Consider the following 15,827-nt stretch of genomic DNA (forward strand, 5'->3'; position numbering starts at 1 on the left):
GTCTCCCCGGGAAGCATTGGTGGGCCGTAACCCGTCAGGCCATCACCCTAGGCAGCAGGGCCAAGCGCGACAACTGCCATTGCGACGGGCGTGCGATGCGCCAATATGAACGCCATGGCCGAACTCATCATCAGACGCGGGCTCGACGAGCCGGACACCACCGGCGAATTCGTGCCCCACAAGCCCGCACGCCCCGAAAAGAGCATGCCGGGCAAGCGGTTCGAACTCGTCAGCGAATACGAACCGGCGGGCGACCAGCCGACCGCGATCGAGGAGCTGGTGCGCGAAGCCGAAGGCGGCGAGAAGACGCAGGTGCTCCTCGGCGTCACCGGATCGGGCAAGACGTTCACCATGGCCAAGGTGATCGAGGAACTGCAGCGGCCCGCGCTGATCCTCGCGCCCAACAAGATCCTGGCCGCGCAGCTCTATGGCGAGTTCAAGAGCTTCTTCCCCAACAACGCGGTCGAGTATTTCGTCAGCTACTACGACTATTACCAGCCCGAAGCGTACGTGCCGCGTAGCGATACCTACATCGAGAAGGAAAGCTCGGTGAACGAGGCGATCGACCGGATGCGCCACTCGGCCACCCGCGCGCTGCTGGAGCGTGACGACGTGATCATCGTCGCTTCGGTCAGCTGCCTCTACGGTATCGGATCGGTCGAGACCTATTCGGCGATGATCTTCGACATCAAGGAGGGCGAGAGCGTCGACCAGCGCGAGCTGATCCGCAAGCTCGTCGCGCTGCAATACAAGCGCAACGATGTCGCCTTTGCGCGCGGCAATTTCCGCGTGCGCGGCGACAATCTCGAAATCTTCCCTTCGCATTACGAAGACACGGCGTGGCGGATCAGCTTCTTCGGCGACGATATCGAGGAAATCGTCGAATTCGATCCGCTGACTGGCAAGCCCGGCCGGAAGCTCGAAAAGGTGCGCGTCTATGCCAACTCGCACTACGTCACCCCCGGCCCGACGATGAAGCAGGCTTCCGAAGCCATCCGGTTCGAGCTGGCCGAACGGCTCAAGGAGCTGGAGGCTGAGGGCAAGCTGCTCGAACACCAGCGGCTGGAACAGCGGACCAATTTCGACCTTGAGATGATCGCCGCCACCGGCAGTTGCAATGGGATCGAGAACTACTCGCGCTTCCTCACCGGCCGCCTGCCGGGCGAGCCGCCGCCGACTTTGTTCGAATACCTCCCCGAAAACGCGCTGCTGTTCGTCGACGAGTCCCACCAGACCGTGCCGCAGATCGGCGCAATGGCGCGCGGGGACCACCGCCGCAAGATCACGCTGGCCGAATACGGCTTCCGTCTGCCCTCGTGCATCGACAACCGCCCGCTGCGGTTCAACGAATGGGACGCGATGCGCCCGCAGACCTTCGCGGTCTCCGCCACGCCCGGCGGCTGGGAGATGGAGCAGACCGGCGGCGTCTTCGCCGAACAGGTGATCCGCCCCACCGGCCTGATCGACCCGCCGGTCGAAATCCGCCCGGTCGAAGACCAGGTGCAGGACTGCATCGAGGAGTGCAAGGCGACTGCAGCCAAGGGCTACCGCACGCTCGTCACCACCCTGACCAAGCGGATGGCCGAAGACCTGACCGAGTTCATGCACGAAGCGGGCGTCAAGGTCCGCTACATGCACTCCGACGTCGAGACGCTGGAACGTATCGAGCTGATCCGCGACCTGCGGCTGGGCGTGTACGACGTGCTGGTGGGCATCAACCTGCTGCGCGAAGGCTTGGACATTCCCGAATGCGGGCTGGTGTGCATTCTGGACGCGGACAAGGAAGGCTTCCTGCGCTCCGAGACCTCGCTGATCCAGACCATCGGCCGCGCAGCGCGCAACGTCGATGGCCGCGTGATCCTCTATGCCGACCGCATCACGGGCAGCATGGAACGCGCGATGGCGGAGACCGAGCGGCGGCGCGAGAAACAGCGCGCGTATAATGAGGAACACGGGATCACCCCGACCACGATCCGCCGCGCCATCGCCGACATCACCGCCCACGCGACCAAGGGCGAAGATGGCGAACCCGAGGACGAGGCTACGCCGCTCGTGGGCCACAACCTGCGCGCCTACATCGAAGACCTCGAAAAGAAGATGCGCGAAGCCGCTGCGAACCTGGAGTTCGAAGAGGCCGGGCGCCTGCGCGACGAGATCCGGGCGCTGGAGGCGGACGAGCTTGGCTTGCCCGAGGGTGAGCAAAAGGCGGCTCGGGTGGGGCGGAGTAATGAGGGCAAGCCGGGGACGCGGAAGCTGCGGTACGGGCGGACGCAAAAAAAATTCAGTCGCTAAATCGAACAACTTTTGCGTGCTTAGCATCTGAAAACGCTATGGAGTCCTCTAACTGGTAATTAGACGCCGCTCCGGCAAGCGTCTGTTTTTGAAAGACATTCTCCTGCCTTCGCGTCGCACCGTGCGACGTGAGGACTTGTAGACTCATCGATATCTGGTGCTAATAAAGTTCTCGCCCTTTTGAGGACGAGCAAATGACCCCCTTCGAAATCGTCTCCCTGATCGTCGCCATCATCATGCTCGCAGGCGGCTTCACCTTTGCGGGCATCCAGATCGGCAAGTCGCTCGGCGAGAAGAAGTGAGCGCCCTTCCCCTCCCCGTCATGCTGAACTCGTTTCAGCATCCAGCCCTCCGCCTGATCCGGTCATCACGAGCCGAAGACTGGACCCCGAAACGAGTTCGGGGTGACGGCTTCGGTATGCCGCACAGATCAAGCTTTACACGCAGGCGATGCGAAGAGGTTATTTTGGCTTTTTCCGTGACTCACGGACTACCGCGAAATAACTATTGCTTTCGGAAAAACTGTGATTCAACTGAATGGCTGCCATTCGGAGCGTGCAGCATGATCGAGTCCTTCGCCGATCCCGAAACCGAAAGCGTCTTTCGCGGGTCGCGGAGTCGCAAGCTGCCGCCCGACATCCAGAACACCGCTCGGCGCAAGCTGCGTCAACTCAACCGGGCGGCAAAGCTCGACGACATGCGCATTCCAGGCGGCAATCGCTTCGAGAAGTTGAAAGGCCTCACACCTTCGCGATATAGTGTGCGGGTCAATGACCAGTGGCGGGTAACCTTCCGCTGGTCCGAAGGAGACGCGCACGATGTCCGCATCGAGGACTACCACAAGGGATGACGACCTGCTGGACAATGTCCATCCGGGCGCGATCCTGCGCGAGGATTTCCTGATCGGCACGGAAATTTCGCTGCAGGAAACGGCGATCGGTACCGGCCTTGCGAAAGAGCGGATCGAGGCGCTGCTCGCCGAAAGCGCAGCCGTCGACGCGGAAGCCGATCTGCGGCTGGCGCGGTACTTCGGAGTCAGCGAAGGGTTCTTCCTCGGCCTCCAGATCGACTATGATCTGGAGGAAGAGCGGCGCACGAATGGCGAAGCGCTCGACCGCATCACGCCACGCGCAGCCTGATACTCGCCCTCGCCATGAGCCTCGCCGCCATCGAACCCGGCACCTGCCGCACGCTGGTCGACTTTACCGATCCTGACGAATTCGCGCGGTGGGAAGTCATCAACGACGGCGTCATGGGCGGCCTCTCCAAGGGCCATATCGAGCAGGTCGACGACGCCCTTTCCTTCACCGGGACCATCAACACCAATGGCGGCGGGTTCACCTCGCTGCGGCGGACCTTGCCCGAAAGCGCAATGGCCGGGGCACGCTCGCTGCGGATCGTCTATTCGGGCGATGCGCGCACCTACGAGGTGACGCTGCGTTCCGATGCGAGGGAGCGGGGGCGGCGTATTGCCTATCGCGCGCCCCTGACGCCCGAGGAAAGCGCCGGGGAGTGGTCCGTCGCGGTGATCGATCTTGCACACTTGGAAACCTCGCTGTTCGGGCAGCAGGTCGACGCGCCCGCCTTCGCAACGCGGGAAGCGCACAGCATCGGCCTGATCATCGCCGACGGGATCGATGGCGATTTCGCGATGCGGCTCAGCCGGATCGAAGCCTGCGCATAGCGGCCATAGGCTGGCCGCAGGTGGATTTACGCGTGCGTGAAGGGCTGGCATAGCGCCGCCATGATCCTTCGCACGTTCAGCAATCTTGCCGCCGCAGCCGCGCTGGCAGCCGCCCTTCCCACCATCGCCATCGCGCAGGACAAGGCTGACGCCGCGAAGTCGGAAGCGCCGAGTATCGACCCGCAGGTCCGCACCCGCGACCTCAGCGGCACCTTCGGCGGGCAGCGGATCGGCTACACCGCGACCATCGCCGAGCACGTGCTGGCCAACGACGATGGCAAGGCAGAGGCGGTGATCGTCACCACCAGCTACGTGAAGAACCCGCGCGATACCTCGCGCCCGGTGTTCTTCATCTACAATGGCGGGCCGGGCTCTGGCTCGGTGTGGCTGCAGATGGGGGCGTTCGGGCCCAAGCGGGTGGCGATTCCCAGCGACGCGCGCGACGATGGTGCGCCGCCCTACCCGATCCTCGACAATCCGGACTCCCTGCTCGACGTCGCGGACCTCGTCTTCATCGATCCGCCGGGCACGGGCTTCAGCTACCTGACCAAAGGCACCGACCCGGAGAAATATTACGGGCTGGAGCAGGACGCGCGCGCCGTCGCCACGGTGATCCGCCGCTGGATCAACGACAATAACCGCTGGAACAGCCCCAAATATCTCGGCGGCGAAAGCTACGGCACCACCCGCACCGCAATGGTCGTGCGCGAGCTGGAAGGGGCGACCTACAACGATGTCGGACTCAACGGGCTGATCCTGATTTCGACCATCCTGGATTTCGCCGCGCGCGAGCCGACGCCGGGCAACGAGATGGCCTACGTGATGGCGCTGCCCAATATGGCGACCGCCGCCTACTACCACGGCAAGGCGCAGGCCCCGTCGGTGCAGGCGATCGCGGAGGAAGCGCGGCAGTTCGCGATCGGCCCCTACGCCACCGCGCTGCTGAAGGGGCAGGACCTGCCCGCCGCCGAACGCGCGAGCGTGCGCGCGCAGCTCTCCCGCCTCACCGGCCTGTCCGAAACCTTCCTCGACCAGGCGGAGCTGCGGGTGACCGACCAGCGCTTCTACAAGGAGCTGCTGCGCGACCGCGGCCTGACCATCGGCCGGCTCGACAGTCGCTATACCGGCACGGATTACGACAATGCGGGCGAATATCCGGACAACGACCCGAGCTTCTACGGCATCGATGGCGGCTATACCGCCGCGATCAATTCCTGGGCGCGCGATACGCTGGGGTTCGAGACCGACCGCGAGTACCAGGCGATCGGCAGCGATCCGGGCCGCTACTGGGACTGGAGCCTGTCGGGCCGGGGGCGCGGTGCCTATCTCAACGTCGCGCCCTTCATCGGCGATGCGATGCGCCAGAATTCGCAGCTGCGCACCTTCGTCGGCCAGGGATGGTACGATTTCGCCACGCCCTTCTTCGGCGCGGAATACTCATTGAACCGCGTGGGCATCCCGCAGGACCGGGTCGAGTTCCATTACTATGATGCAGGGCACATGATGTATATTCGCGACGAGGACCGGGCGAAGCTGTCGCGCGACATCCGCGCCTTCATCCGCGCCCGCTGATGGAGCGTCGCACCCTCGCCCTGTTCGCCGCGCTCCCGCTCGCGCTGGCGGCGTGCCAGCCGCCTGCGGCAGAGCGCTACGAAGAGCGTAACGATCCGCCCGCGCCGGAGAGCTTCGCCAGCGAGCCGCAGGCCTCGCCCGATGCGCAAGGCGCGGTGTGGGCCCCGAGTCAGACGCCGCTGCGCCTGCTCTACGGCATTCCCGGCCAGCAGCCCTTCGCCGCGATCGCGTGCGAGATGGAGGAGGAGACGCCATCGCTGCGCGTGACCCGCTTCGTGCGGGCGGACGAGGGCGCACAGGCGCTGATGGCGATGGTCGGCAATGGCCACAAGGAACGCTTTGCCGTCGATGCGATCGATAATGGCCGCGCCTTCCTGTGGGAGGGGACGATCCCGCTCGCGTCGGAAAAGCTCGACGTGCTGACCGGCCTGCGCCGGGTGGAGCTGACCATTCCGGGTGCGGGCACGCTGGCGCTCAACGCCAGCGATGCGCCGCGTAATCTTATCGAGAGCTGTCGTCTGGCCGCGCGGAAGCAGTCGCCAGATCCGGAAGAACCTGCGGAGTAAGCACCTGCGGCAGGCGCTGCGGCTCGCTCGCGCCCGGCGCATACCATAGGTAGAGCGGCACGCCCGCCACGCCCTGCTGCGTCAGGAACTCGGTGATCGCGGGATCGCGCCGGGTCCAATCGCCGCGCAGCACCACCGCATCGGCAGCGTCCAGCGCCTGCGCGCTCGCCCGCGTCTCGATCGCGACGCTCTCGTTCACCTTGCAGGTCAGGCACCAGTCGGCGGTGAAATAGAGGAACACCGGGCGGTTGGCTGCACGCGCCTGCGCCAGCGCCGCCTCGCTGAAGGGCTGGCTGTCGAGCATGTCGCTGGACGGGGTGCTTGCATCCGGATCGAACTGCTCCGCTGCGTGCATAAGCAGGAGGGGCGCGACGATCGCGAACATGGCAATCAGCGGGGTGCGCTTTGTCTGCTGCCGCTGCGCCGGAGCAAGCAGGACCGCGAGAAGCCCAAGCACGCTCGCCGCCGCGCCCACACATAAGACGAGGAACATCGTCCCGCCGGTTCGCCAAAGCAACCAGCCGAGCGCCAGCGCGGTCAGCCCCATCGGCAGCGCCATCCAGCGGCGGAAGGTCACCATCCACTTGCCGGGCCTCGGCAGGCGCCGACGGATGGCGGGCACGAAGCCGACCAGCAGGAACGGCAGCGCGATACCCAGCCCCAGCGCGGCGAACAGGCCGAGCGCGAGGGGCCACGGCAGCACCAGCGCCGCGCCCAGCGCCGCCGCCATGAACGGGCCCGTACACGGTGTGGCCACGAACGCCGCGAGCAGGCCGGTCGCGAAGGAGCCGCGCCCGCTCGCGCCGCCGCCGGTGATCGCCATCCCGGGAATCTCGAATGCGCCGAGGAAGTTCGCGGTGAGCGCCACCGCCAGCAGGAACAGCGCCACCACCACGCCCGGCTCCTGCAACTGGAACGCCCAGCCGACCGCCTCTCCGCTCGCACGCAGAACCAGCAGCAGTCCGCCCAGCGCAAGGCAGGCGAGCACCACGCCTGCGGTATAGGCCAGCGCATCCTTGCGCGCCGACGCCTCCGACCCGCCCGCCTTGGCCAGCGAGAGCGCCTTGAGGCTGAGGATCGGGAACACGCAGGGCATGATGTTGAGGATCAGCCCGCCCAGCAGCGCCGCACCCAGCAGCGCCCACCATGGCGGCAGATCGCTGCCCATGCGGATCGGCTCGCCCCCGGTCGGCACGGTGCCCGGCGCGCCTTCGAACTGTAGCCCGGTGCCATCGCCGAGACGCACGATCCCCGAAATGCCCGCGGGCATGGCCGCCCCTTCGGCGAGCGGGATCTCGGCCACAAGCATGTCGCCCGCGCGCGCAAAGCGCTGCGGCGCGGCGTAGCGGACCAGTTCGCGCGTTCCCACGAAGACATGCGGGGTGCCGACATCGAGGCTGGCAGGCAGGGGAATCGCGATCCGCAGGCTATCGCCCTCCACCGCGAAACGTGCCGGTTGATCGAGCGGGGCGGCAAGCGCGCTCTGGAATGCGGCGAAGCGGGGGTTGTTCTTCCCCTGACCCAGCCCGACCACCGCGCGCAAGCGCGCCTCCTGCGGCACGCAGATTGTGTCGGTGCAGGCGAGGTAGAAGGCCTTGCCGGTCAGCTCGAACGGGCCGTCCACCGCCGCATCCGATGCGACGCGCAGTGGCGCGACGACCGCGTAGTCGCCTTCGAACACGTGGTTCATCAACCCGCCGATGAGCAGCGTCTTGGGCGGAGGATATTGGAAGTCGCCGATGGTGACGCCTGCGGGCAGGTCCCACTCGACCTGCATTCCCAGCCCCGCATCGCCGGGATTGGACCAGTAACCGTGCCATTCAGCCGATTTGGGCGAGAACTCGATTGCGATCCGCGTCTCGCCGCCCTTCCCCACCGGCCCTTCGACCAGCAGGCGCGCGGCGATATTGGCGTCCTGTGCCTGCGCCGCACCGGGGAGCAGCGCCGCAAACAGTGCCGCAACGAACAGCGCCAGCACACGGCGAACCACGGGGAGGCTTGCGGAGGTCATCGCCAGCGGCCTAGGGCTGTCGCAACCCCAAGACAAGCGAGCGAGCGCCCAGCAATGCCCCAACCTTCAGATACGCGCGATCTCCTGATCCTCGGCGGCGGCCTCGTCGGCATGACGCTGGCGCTGGCGGCGGCGAAGAAGGGCATCGCCAGCCATGTGGTCGACCGCGCCGATCCGGCGAGCCTGACCGCCGAAGGGTTCGACGGACGCGCCTCGGCGGTCTCCACCGCCAGCTGGAACCTGTTCACCAATATCGGCCTGGCCGAATCGCTCGAGCCGTATGGCTGCCCGATCGCGAAGATCGCGGTGACCGACCAGCTCAAGCCCGGTCGGATCGACTTCGCGCCAGAGGAGCATGAAGGCTCGCTCGGCCGCATGTTCGCCAACCGCCAGCTGCGCCTCGCGCTGTTCGAAGCGGCCAAGGCAGAGCCTCTGATCGCGTGGCATGCGGGCGTGGACGTGGTCTCGCGCGAGCGTGGCGATCATGGCGTCAGCGCGACGCTGGCCGACGGGACCGTGGTGAAGGGCCGTCTGATGGTCGCCGCCGAAGGCCGCCGCTCGCCCACGCGCGAGGAGGCGGGTCTCAAGATCGCCAACTGGCAGTACAACCACCGTGCGATCATCGCCGGGCTGATCCATTCCCAGCCGCACGAGAATGTCGCGTGGGAAATCTTCTATCCCGAAGGCCCCTTCGCGCTGCTGCCGATGCTCGACGACGAGCAGGGTCGCCACCGCAGCGCGCTGGTGTGGACCGTGGACGAGAGCGATGGCGACGGCGTGCTCGCGATGGGCGACCGCGCCTTCGTCGCCGAGGTCGAGAAGCGGATGGGCCGCATCTTCGGCGATCTGCAGGCGAACGGCCCGCGTTCATCCTATCCACTGGGCTTCCACCACACCGCCAAGATCGTCGAGCACCGGCTGGCGCTGGTCGGCGATGCGGCGCACGGCATTCACCCGATCGCCGGGCAGGGTCTCAACCTGGGCCTGCGCGATGCGGGCGCGCTGGTGGAAGTGATCGCGGAGGCCAAGCGGCTTGGCCTCGATCCGGGCGATGCCGAAATGCTGGCGCGTTACGAGAGCTGGCGCGGGCTCGATGCCTTCATGGTCTCGCTCGCGACCGACGGGCTGACCCGGCTGTTCGGCGTTTCGGGCCCCGGTGCCTCGGCAATCCGGCGGCTGGGAATGGCTGGCGTGCAGCGGATCGAGCCGCTCAAGCGCTGGTTCATGGACGAAGCGCGCGGGGTGAGCGGAGACGTGCCTGCGCTGATGCAGGGCTAGGCTCGCCTCGCACCGGACGGCTACCCGGCCCGAGAGCGACTGTATACTACCGCTGCGGCTGCTGCTTCACCGGCGCGACCGCCGGGCTGGGCTGATCGATCCGCTCGCCCGACCCATCACGCAGCTTGCGCGGTTCGAGTACGGCGGCGGTTTCGATCAGGTCAAGCGCGCGCTGCGCGGCAGCGTAGCGGCGCACGTCCGCGACCCACTGGTCGGCGGCCTCTGCCCCAGGCATGTGCTGCACTTCCTCGATCGCGGCCTCGTAGCGACCAGTCTCCAGGAACATTCTCGCCCGTTCGATCCGCCGCTTCGGGCGAGGCGAAGGCGCACTCTGACGGCGAATGACGAACAGATTCGATAGCTCGCGCCGCAGGCGGTGCAAGCTCGGCTCTTGCGGCGACGACCGTAGCTTGGGCTCGAGTCCTTCGAGCCGTGCGAGAAGCTGGTCGAGCGTGACCGGATTGCGGCTCATATCGGTCAGCGTGCGCACCGCGTTGGGCAGCGCATCGCCGAACCGCAGGCGCAACTGGTCGGCCAGATAGCCAAGCTCTGCCCCACGCTCGATCGAGCGGCGGGTAGCGAAGGAGATCAGCAGACCCTCGGCCCGCGCGGCGTTGCCTGCGGCGGCCTGCGCCTGCAGGTCGAGCCGGGTGAGCCGAGCTTCGGCCTCGGCCAGCCGCTGCTCGATCCCGCCCTGCTGCTGTTCGACGCGCGCGGCGCTCGCCTGCGAAGCGGTTTCGCGCGCGGTGGGGGCACGGGTGGCGGCGGAACGGCGCGGGGTAGGAATGATCGTCGCGACCTGCGCAGGCTCGGTCATTGCCGGCGTTACCATCGGAGTGGCCCCCGCTTGCGCCGACGGCTCGCTCGAATCGCTGTTCTTGTCGGTCAGTGCGGCAACCGTTTCGGTATAGGTTTCGGGCCGCCAGACGAGAAACAATGCCCCCGCCGCGACCAGCAGCACGATTACCAGCACCATGCCCAGCCAGGCACGCGACGGACGCATGCTACCCTGCCGGACTTCATCCAAATCCATTACATTTCCATTCCCGTATGCTCCGTGATCCCGCACCGAAGCTTAGCGGTTATTGGTTAATGGCACATATCTGCGACCAGGGAAAGCAGCGCGGCGTCGCTGGTTTCGGGTGCCACGGCGACGTTTTTCCAGCCATCCGAAGCATGTGATGCAATACGCGGCGCGAGCGCGGCAAGCGACAGCTTCGCGCGATCCACACCTGCGCGCTGGCACTCGGCAGCGAAGTGGCGTGCCGCCACGCCCGAGTGCAGCAGCACGACCCCGCCCTCGCGCAGCCGCGCGGCATCCTGATCGTCCAGCGCGCGGTGCACAATGCGATAGGTGGTGCAGGTCTCGATCGTCACTCCCTCGGGCGGAGAGAGGGTCATGCGATCCTCGCCTGCAAGGCGCAGCAGCCGCAGCGGGGCATCGCGGGCCAGCGTGTCGAGCAGCTTCTGGAGCCCGCCCTCGCCGACCTGCGCGATCGGGAAGCGCAGTGAGCAGGCGGCCTGCGCGGTCGCCTTGCCCACCGCATAGACCGGCAGACGCGGCAGCATATCGAGGCCGGTATCCGCCGCGCTGCCGCCCATTGTCTCTGAAATTCGGCCCGCGCCCTTGCCCGCCCCCCTCTCGGCGTGGCGCAGCGCGTTGGCGCTGCCCAGCAGGATGCCGTCGAACGCGCCCTCGGGCACCTGCCAGGCAACCGCCTCGGCATGGCTCAGCGGCATCGCTTCCATCGCGAGGCCCCGCTTGCGCCCGCGTGCCAGCGTGGCGGAAAGGCCCGGTTCGGGCCGCAGCACGAAGACGGTCGCACCCATGGCCCTTCGCTCAGCTCGCGCCGGTGAACAGTGCGGTGATGCCCGGAGTGGCGCGCGCCAGCAGGTCGGCGGCGAAGGCGCGGATGGCCTCGTCGTCGCCCGGCGTCAGGTCGCTCGAACCATCGACCCGCTCCGCCCCGTCGGCGCTGAACAGCGCCGCGCGCATGTGCAGGCCTTCATCCGCATTCTCGACCAGCACGCCCACCGGGCTGTGGCACGAGCCGCCCAGCGCCTCCAGCAGCGCACGCTCCGCCTCGACCTCGCGCCGCGTGGGCGCATCGTTGAGCGCATCGAGGTGTCCGCGGGTCACGCTGTCCTCGGTCCGGCACTCGATCCCGATCGCCCCCTGCGAGGGCGCGGGCAGCCAGGTTTCGAGCGGCAGCGGCGTGCCGACCGATTCCTGGCCCAGCCGCTCCAGCCCCGCCGCGGCGAGCAACGTCACATCCGCCTCGCCCGCCTGCAGCTTGGCCATCCGGGTGGCGACATTGCCGCGAAACAGCACGGTTTCGATATCGGGGCGCAAGTTCTTCATCTGCGCGGCGCGGCGCGGCGCGCTGGTGCCCAGAGTCGCTCCCTGCGGGATCGAACGCAGCGAGCTTGCCCCCAGCAGCACGTCGCGCCGGTCCGCGCGCGGCAGAATCGCGGCGAGCGTGATCCACTCGGGCCGGATCGTCTCGACATCCTTGAGCGAATGGACCGCCGCGTCGATCCGCCCTTCGTCGAGCCACGCGTCGAGCTCGCGGGTCCACAGCGCCTTGCCGCCGACATCGGCCAGCGGGCGGTCCTGCACCTTGTCGCCCCCGGCAACCACCGGGACCAGTTCGACCGCGCTTTCGTCCCATCCATGGGCGGCGCACAGCCGCGCGCGAGTCTCGTGGGCCTGCGCCATGGCTAGCGGGGATCGGCGGGTGCCGAGGCGGATGACGGGTATCGCTTTCATAGGCTTTGCTTGCCCTAGCCCGGCGCAGCGTTAAGGGAAAGCGCCATGCCAGTGGTACTCGGGATTGAATCCAGTTGCGACGAAACCGCGGTGGCGCTGGTCGGAACCGATCGGCGGATCATCGCGCAGCGGATCGCATCGCAAGACGAAGCGCATCGCCCCTATGGCGGCGTCGTGCCGGAGATCGCCGCGCGCGCCCATGCGGAGCGGATCGCGCCGATGCTGGCCGAAGTGATGGACGAAGCCGGCATGCAACTCGGCGATCTCGATGCGATCGCCGCCACTGCCGGTCCGGGGCTGATCGGCGGGGTGATGGTCGGGCTGGTCAGTGCCAAGGCGCTGGCAATGGCGAGCGACGTGCCGCTGATCGCGGTCAATCATCTGGAAGGCCACGCGCTCAGCCCCCGGCTGGTCGATCCCGAACTCGAATTTCCCTACCTCCTGCTGCTCGTCTCGGGCGGGCACTGCCAGATCCTGCGCTGTGAAGGCGTGGGGCAATACCGCCGCCTGGCGACCACGATCGACGATGCGGTGGGCGAGGCGTTCGACAAGACCGCCAAGATCCTCGGCCTCGGCTTTCCGGGCGGCCCTGCGGTCGAGAAGCTGGCGCGCGAAGGCGATCCGAAAGCCGTGCCCCTGCCCCGCCCGCTGGTCGGCGGCAAGGAACCGCATTTCTCCTTCGCCGGGCTCAAGAGCGCGGTGCTGCGCGCGCATGACAGCGGCAAGTACTCGACCGCCGACATCGCCGCCTCGTTCCAGCAGGCCGCGATCGACTGCCTGACCGACCGGCTGGAGCGCGCGATCGCGACATCCGGCCATGCGCCCGCGCTGGTCGTCGCGGGCGGCGTGGCCGCCAATGCCAGCGTGCGCGCCGCGCTGGAGGCGCTGGCGGAGCGCCACGCGATGCGTTTCGTCGCGCCTCCGCCCAGGTTGTGCACGGACAATGCCGCGATGATCGCATGGGCCGGTTGCGAAAGGCTGGGCCAGAACGATCCGCTCGACTACAAGGCACGCCCACGCTGGCCGCTCGACCCCGAGGCAGAGCCAGCACGCGGGGCGGGAGTGAAGGCCTGATGGCAGATGTAGCAGTGCTTGGTGGCGGAGCGTGGGGAACCGCGCTCGCGCAGATGCTCGCCAGCGATGGGCGTGATGTGGCGCTGTGGGCGCTCGAGCCCGAGGTGGTGGCAGAGATCAACGCCGACCACCGCAACACCCCCTTCCTGCCCGATGCACAGCTCGCCCCGTCCATTCGCGCCACCGGCGATCTGGCCGATATCGCCGATGCGCAGACCATCCTGGCGGTCGCCCCCGCGCAGCACCTGCGCAAGGTGCTGGCCGAGATGCCCGAATTCTCCGGCGATCTGGTGATCTGCGCCAAAGGGATCGAGCAATCGACCGGCGCGCTGATGAGCGACATGGCGCACGAGACCTGCCCCAAGGCGAGCCTCGCCGCGCTGTCCGGCCCGACCTTCGCGCACGAAGTCGCTGCCGGACTGCCTGCTGCCGTCACCCTCGCGTGCGAGGGCGGTGAGGAGCAGTGGAAGCGGCTTTCCCCGGTGATCGCCCGCCCGACCTTCCGCCCCTATTACAGCGACGACCTGATCGGCGCGGAGATCGGCGGCGCGGTCAAGAACGTGCTCGCCATTGCCTGCGGCGTGGTCGACGGGCTCGCGCTCGGCCAGAATGCGCGCAACGCGCTGATCACGCGTGGGTTCGCCGAAATGGCACGGTTCGGCGCGGCGCGCGGGGCCAGTTTCGACACGATGACCGGCCTCTGCGGGCTGGGCGATCTGGTCCTGACCTGCTCTTCCACCTCCAGCCGCAACTTCTCGCTCGGCAAGGCGATCGGTGAGGGGCAGGCCGCGGCCGACCTGATGGCCAACCGCCAGACCGTGGCCGAAGGCGCACACACCGCGCCCGTGCTGCAGCGACTCGCCCGCGCCGAAGGAATCGACATGCCGATCGTCGACGCGGTGGTCGCCATGCTCGAAGGCGCCAAGGCCGCCGATGTCGCTGATGCGCTGCTCGCTCGCCCGCTGACCACCGAAAGCCGCTCCGCTTGAGCGCGAACGACACGACCGGAAATCCGCGCGACGAGGCTCCCGCCAAGGAAGCTCCGCGCGACGATATGGCTGCGCTCGCGCGCGGCGGACGGACCAATTTCTTCGGCTTCCTGATCCGCCTCGCGGCACGCATCCCGTTCCTGTTCATCGGCGGGCGCCTGTATGGCGACGAGATGTTGGGCCGCTTCGCCGCCGCGCTGGTGGTGATCGAGCTGGCCAGCCAGGTCGCGGTGCTCGGCCAGAAGCGCGGGCTTGCCCAGCAGCTGAGCGAGAACGACACGCGCGACCCATCGCACACCGTCGCCGATGCGCTGACGCTCAGTCTGGTCACTTCGCTGGTCTTCACCGGCCTGCTGCTGATCTTTCCGCAGCCGATGTTTCCCAGCGGCGCGAATGGCGACCTTTCGTGGCTGCTGGTCTTCACGATCCTGCCCTTTGCACTAACCGAGGTTGCGCTGGCGGCCTGCGCCTACCGGTTCGATATCGGCGCGACCGTGCGCAGCCGCGCGATCGTGGAGCCGTGGGCGATCTCGATCGCGGCAGGCGCGCTGTTCTTCGTGGTGCCCGACAGCGGGCTGGAACTGGCCTATGTCGTGTCGATCATCGCCGCATCGGTCGCCGCGTTCATGCCCGCGATCCATCATTACGGCCTGCCGCGCGGCTGGCTGCCGCATCCCGCGCGCGTGTTCCGCCTTGCGGTGCGCAACCTGCCGCTGGCAGGCGCGGACGCGATCGAATGGGGCACGCGCAAGCTCGACCTGTTCATCCTCGCCCAGTTCGCCAATCCCTCGCAGGTCGGCGTCTATTACGCGGTGCAGCAGGTCGCCACGCTGCCGCAGAAGCTCAAGACCAGCTTCGATCCGATCCTGGGCCCGGTGATCACCGCCGCGCTGAAGGTGGGCGACCGCTCCGCAATCGCGAAACAGATCTGCCAGGTCGGCTTCTGGATCGTCGCCATGCAGGCAGGCATCGCGCTGGCGCTTGCGATCCCCGGCGAGGCGGTGATGGGCCTTCTGGGGCCGGACTTCGTCAGCGGCACGGGCGCGCTGTCGATCCTGCTGGTAGCCGAAGTGGTCGCCGCGCTGGCGGTCGTCTCCGAAAGCGCGCTGATCTACATCGCGCGGATGCGCAACCTGATCGTCTCGATCGCGACCATCGCGTTCCAGGCGGTGCTGACCATCGGCTTCATGGTCGCGATCACCGAATATGACCTCGCCGAAAGCCTGCGTGCGCCCGCCGCCGCGCTGGCGCTGGCCATCTCGCTTGCTGCGGCGAGCATTATCAAGAGCGTGATGCTCGGCCGCATTCTGGGCGAGACGGTCAACAATTTCCGCTGGGGGCTGGTGATCGCCGCGATCCCCGCCGCGCTGGTCGGCTGGGGGGTGACGCAGCTGCCCGAATGGGTCGAGCTGGTGGTCGGCATTCCCGCCATTCTCGCGACCTATGCGGTGATCGTGTGGTTCGTCGGCTTCCGCGAAGACGACCGCGTGCTGTTCCGGCGCAACCTTGGCCAGGACGGAGAGACGCCGGCGAGCTAGCGCGACAGCATTCAGAGGGCGTTCACTGGCAAAGGGCGACCCCCTTCCCGGAT

At 67.4% G+C, this 15,827-nt stretch carries 14 protein-coding genes; 10 read left to right on the plus strand and 4 right to left on the minus strand.

All coding sequences use genetic code 11. The features are described from left to right. The first annotated feature begins 114 nt into the window (after positions 1 to 114). The 6 genes from uvrB (at position 115) to K7H93_RS04445 (ending at position 6,114) form a co-directional block, all read left to right on the plus strand. A complete protein-coding gene (uvrB, locus tag K7H93_RS04420; RefSeq protein WP_230782659.1) occupies positions 115 to 2,292 on the plus strand; it encodes an excinuclease ABC subunit UvrB in 2,178 nt (725 codons plus the stop codon). 562 nt (positions 2,293 to 2,854) lie between these two features. Continuing rightward, a complete protein-coding gene (locus tag K7H93_RS04425) occupies positions 2,855 to 3,142 on the plus strand; it encodes a type II toxin-antitoxin system RelE/ParE family toxin (RefSeq protein WP_230782660.1) in 288 nt (95 codons plus the stop codon). Then, positions 3,111 to 3,431, plus strand: a complete 321-nt coding sequence (locus tag K7H93_RS04430; protein WP_230782661.1) for a HigA family addiction module antitoxin — start codon at positions 3,111 to 3,113, stop codon at positions 3,429 to 3,431. The genes K7H93_RS04425 and K7H93_RS04430 overlap by 32 nt, the downstream gene beginning before the upstream one ends. Before the next feature lie 14 nt (positions 3,432 to 3,445). Continuing rightward, positions 3,446 to 3,976, plus strand: coding sequence for a CIA30 family protein (locus K7H93_RS04435; RefSeq protein WP_230782662.1), 531 nt, complete (start codon positions 3,446 to 3,448; stop codon positions 3,974 to 3,976). A gap of 60 nt (positions 3,977 to 4,036) precedes the next feature. Then, the gene (locus K7H93_RS04440) at positions 4,037 to 5,548 is read left to right on the plus strand and encodes a S10 family peptidase (protein ID WP_230782663.1); all 1,512 of its coding nucleotides are present in this window, start codon (positions 4,037 to 4,039) and stop codon (positions 5,546 to 5,548) included. After that, on the plus strand, positions 5,548 to 6,114 hold the full coding sequence (locus K7H93_RS04445) for a hypothetical protein (protein ID WP_230782664.1): 567 nt from the start codon (positions 5,548 to 5,550) through the stop codon (positions 6,112 to 6,114). Before K7H93_RS04440 ends, K7H93_RS04445 begins: the two co-directional genes overlap by 1 nt. On the opposite strand, the gene K7H93_RS04450 is transcribed toward K7H93_RS04445, so the two are convergent. Then, entirely contained in the window at positions 6,050 to 8,125 is a 2,076-nt protein-coding gene (locus K7H93_RS04450) for a protein-disulfide reductase DsbD family protein (RefSeq protein WP_230782665.1), read from the minus strand. The two genes, K7H93_RS04445 and K7H93_RS04450, sit on opposite strands and share 65 nt — an antisense overlap. A gap of 54 nt (positions 8,126 to 8,179) precedes the next feature. On the opposite strand from K7H93_RS04450, the gene K7H93_RS04455 reads away from it, so the two are divergent. Beyond that, positions 8,180 to 9,403, plus strand: a complete 1,224-nt coding sequence (locus K7H93_RS04455) for an FAD-dependent monooxygenase (protein WP_230782666.1) — start codon at positions 8,180 to 8,182, stop codon at positions 9,401 to 9,403. Positions 9,404 to 9,449: 46 nt separating this feature from the next. Here the strand turns inward: K7H93_RS04455 and K7H93_RS04460 are convergent, their stop codons facing one another. The 3 genes from K7H93_RS04460 to hemC are packed head-to-tail and all read right to left on the minus strand — an operon-like array spanning position 9,450 to position 12,173. Next, a complete protein-coding gene (locus tag K7H93_RS04460) occupies positions 9,450 to 10,436 on the minus strand; it encodes an MICOS complex subunit MIC60 (RefSeq protein WP_230782667.1) in 987 nt (328 codons plus the stop codon). Positions 10,437 to 10,492: 56 nt separating this feature from the next. Further along, a complete protein-coding gene (locus K7H93_RS04465) occupies positions 10,493 to 11,233 on the minus strand; it encodes a uroporphyrinogen-III synthase (protein WP_230782668.1) in 741 nt (246 codons plus the stop codon). 10 nt (positions 11,234 to 11,243) lie between these two features. Continuing rightward, complete coding sequence (gene hemC, locus K7H93_RS04470; protein ID WP_082379143.1) at positions 11,244 to 12,173, minus strand: hydroxymethylbilane synthase; 930 nt, start codon at positions 12,171 to 12,173, stop codon at positions 11,244 to 11,246. 45 nt (positions 12,174 to 12,218) lie between these two features. On the opposite strand from hemC, the gene tsaD reads away from it, so the two are divergent. The 3 genes from tsaD (at position 12,219) to K7H93_RS04485 (ending at position 15,774) form a co-directional block, all read left to right on the plus strand. Next, positions 12,219 to 13,247 carry a tRNA (adenosine(37)-N6)-threonylcarbamoyltransferase complex transferase subunit TsaD gene (gene tsaD / locus K7H93_RS04475; protein ID WP_230782669.1) on the plus strand — a complete coding sequence of 343 codons (1,029 nt, stop codon included), beginning with the start codon at positions 12,219 to 12,221 and terminating at the stop codon, positions 13,245 to 13,247. Then, positions 13,247 to 14,236 carry an NAD(P)H-dependent glycerol-3-phosphate dehydrogenase gene (locus K7H93_RS04480; RefSeq protein ID WP_230782670.1) on the plus strand — a complete coding sequence of 330 codons (990 nt, stop codon included), beginning with the start codon at positions 13,247 to 13,249 and terminating at the stop codon, positions 14,234 to 14,236. Before tsaD ends, K7H93_RS04480 begins: the two co-directional genes overlap by 1 nt. 65 nt (positions 14,237 to 14,301) lie before the next feature. Then, the gene (locus K7H93_RS04485; RefSeq protein WP_230783157.1) at positions 14,302 to 15,774 is read left to right on the plus strand and encodes a lipopolysaccharide biosynthesis protein; all 1,473 of its coding nucleotides are present in this window, start codon (positions 14,302 to 14,304) and stop codon (positions 15,772 to 15,774) included. The last annotated feature ends 53 nt before the right edge of the window (positions 15,775 to 15,827 follow it).

The sequence above is a fragment of the Citromicrobium bathyomarinum genome, from assembly GCF_021021475.1.
In the GTDB taxonomy this organism is placed as follows: Bacteria; Pseudomonadota; Alphaproteobacteria; order Sphingomonadales; family Sphingomonadaceae; genus Alteriqipengyuania; species Alteriqipengyuania bathyomarina.

What these genes read in the sequence shown, in the direction of transcription:
- uvrB (WP_230782659.1), top strand. Translation starts at nt 115, where the DNA reads ATGGCCGAACTCATCATCAGACGCGGGCTCGACGAGCCGGACACCACC.
- K7H93_RS04425 (WP_230782660.1), top strand. Translation starts at nt 2,855, where the DNA reads ATGATCGAGTCCTTCGCCGATCCCGAAACCGAAAGCGTCTTTCGCGGG.
- K7H93_RS04430 (WP_230782661.1), top strand. Translation starts at nt 3,111, where the DNA reads ATGTCCGCATCGAGGACTACCACAAGGGATGACGACCTGCTGGACAAT.
- K7H93_RS04435 (WP_230782662.1), top strand. Translation starts at nt 3,446, where the DNA reads ATGAGCCTCGCCGCCATCGAACCCGGCACCTGCCGCACGCTGGTCGAC.
- K7H93_RS04440 (WP_230782663.1), top strand. Translation starts at nt 4,037, where the DNA reads ATGATCCTTCGCACGTTCAGCAATCTTGCCGCCGCAGCCGCGCTGGCA.
- K7H93_RS04445 (WP_230782664.1), top strand. Translation starts at nt 5,548, where the DNA reads ATGGAGCGTCGCACCCTCGCCCTGTTCGCCGCGCTCCCGCTCGCGCTG.
- K7H93_RS04450 (WP_230782665.1), bottom strand. Translation starts at nt 8,125, where the DNA reads ATGACCTCCGCAAGCCTCCCCGTGGTTCGCCGTGTGCTGGCGCTGTTC.
- K7H93_RS04455 (WP_230782666.1), top strand. Translation starts at nt 8,180, where the DNA reads ATGCCCCAACCTTCAGATACGCGCGATCTCCTGATCCTCGGCGGCGGC.
- K7H93_RS04460 (WP_230782667.1), bottom strand. Translation starts at nt 10,436, where the DNA reads ATGGATTTGGATGAAGTCCGGCAGGGTAGCATGCGTCCGTCGCGTGCC.
- K7H93_RS04465 (WP_230782668.1), bottom strand. Translation starts at nt 11,233, where the DNA reads ATGGGTGCGACCGTCTTCGTGCTGCGGCCCGAACCGGGCCTTTCCGCC.
- hemC (WP_082379143.1), bottom strand. Translation starts at nt 12,173, where the DNA reads ATGAAAGCGATACCCGTCATCCGCCTCGGCACCCGCCGATCCCCGCTA.
- tsaD (WP_230782669.1), top strand. Translation starts at nt 12,219, where the DNA reads ATGCCAGTGGTACTCGGGATTGAATCCAGTTGCGACGAAACCGCGGTG.
- K7H93_RS04480 (WP_230782670.1), top strand. Translation starts at nt 13,247, where the DNA reads ATGGCAGATGTAGCAGTGCTTGGTGGCGGAGCGTGGGGAACCGCGCTC.
- K7H93_RS04485 (WP_230783157.1), top strand. Translation starts at nt 14,302, where the DNA reads ATGGCTGCGCTCGCGCGCGGCGGACGGACCAATTTCTTCGGCTTCCTG.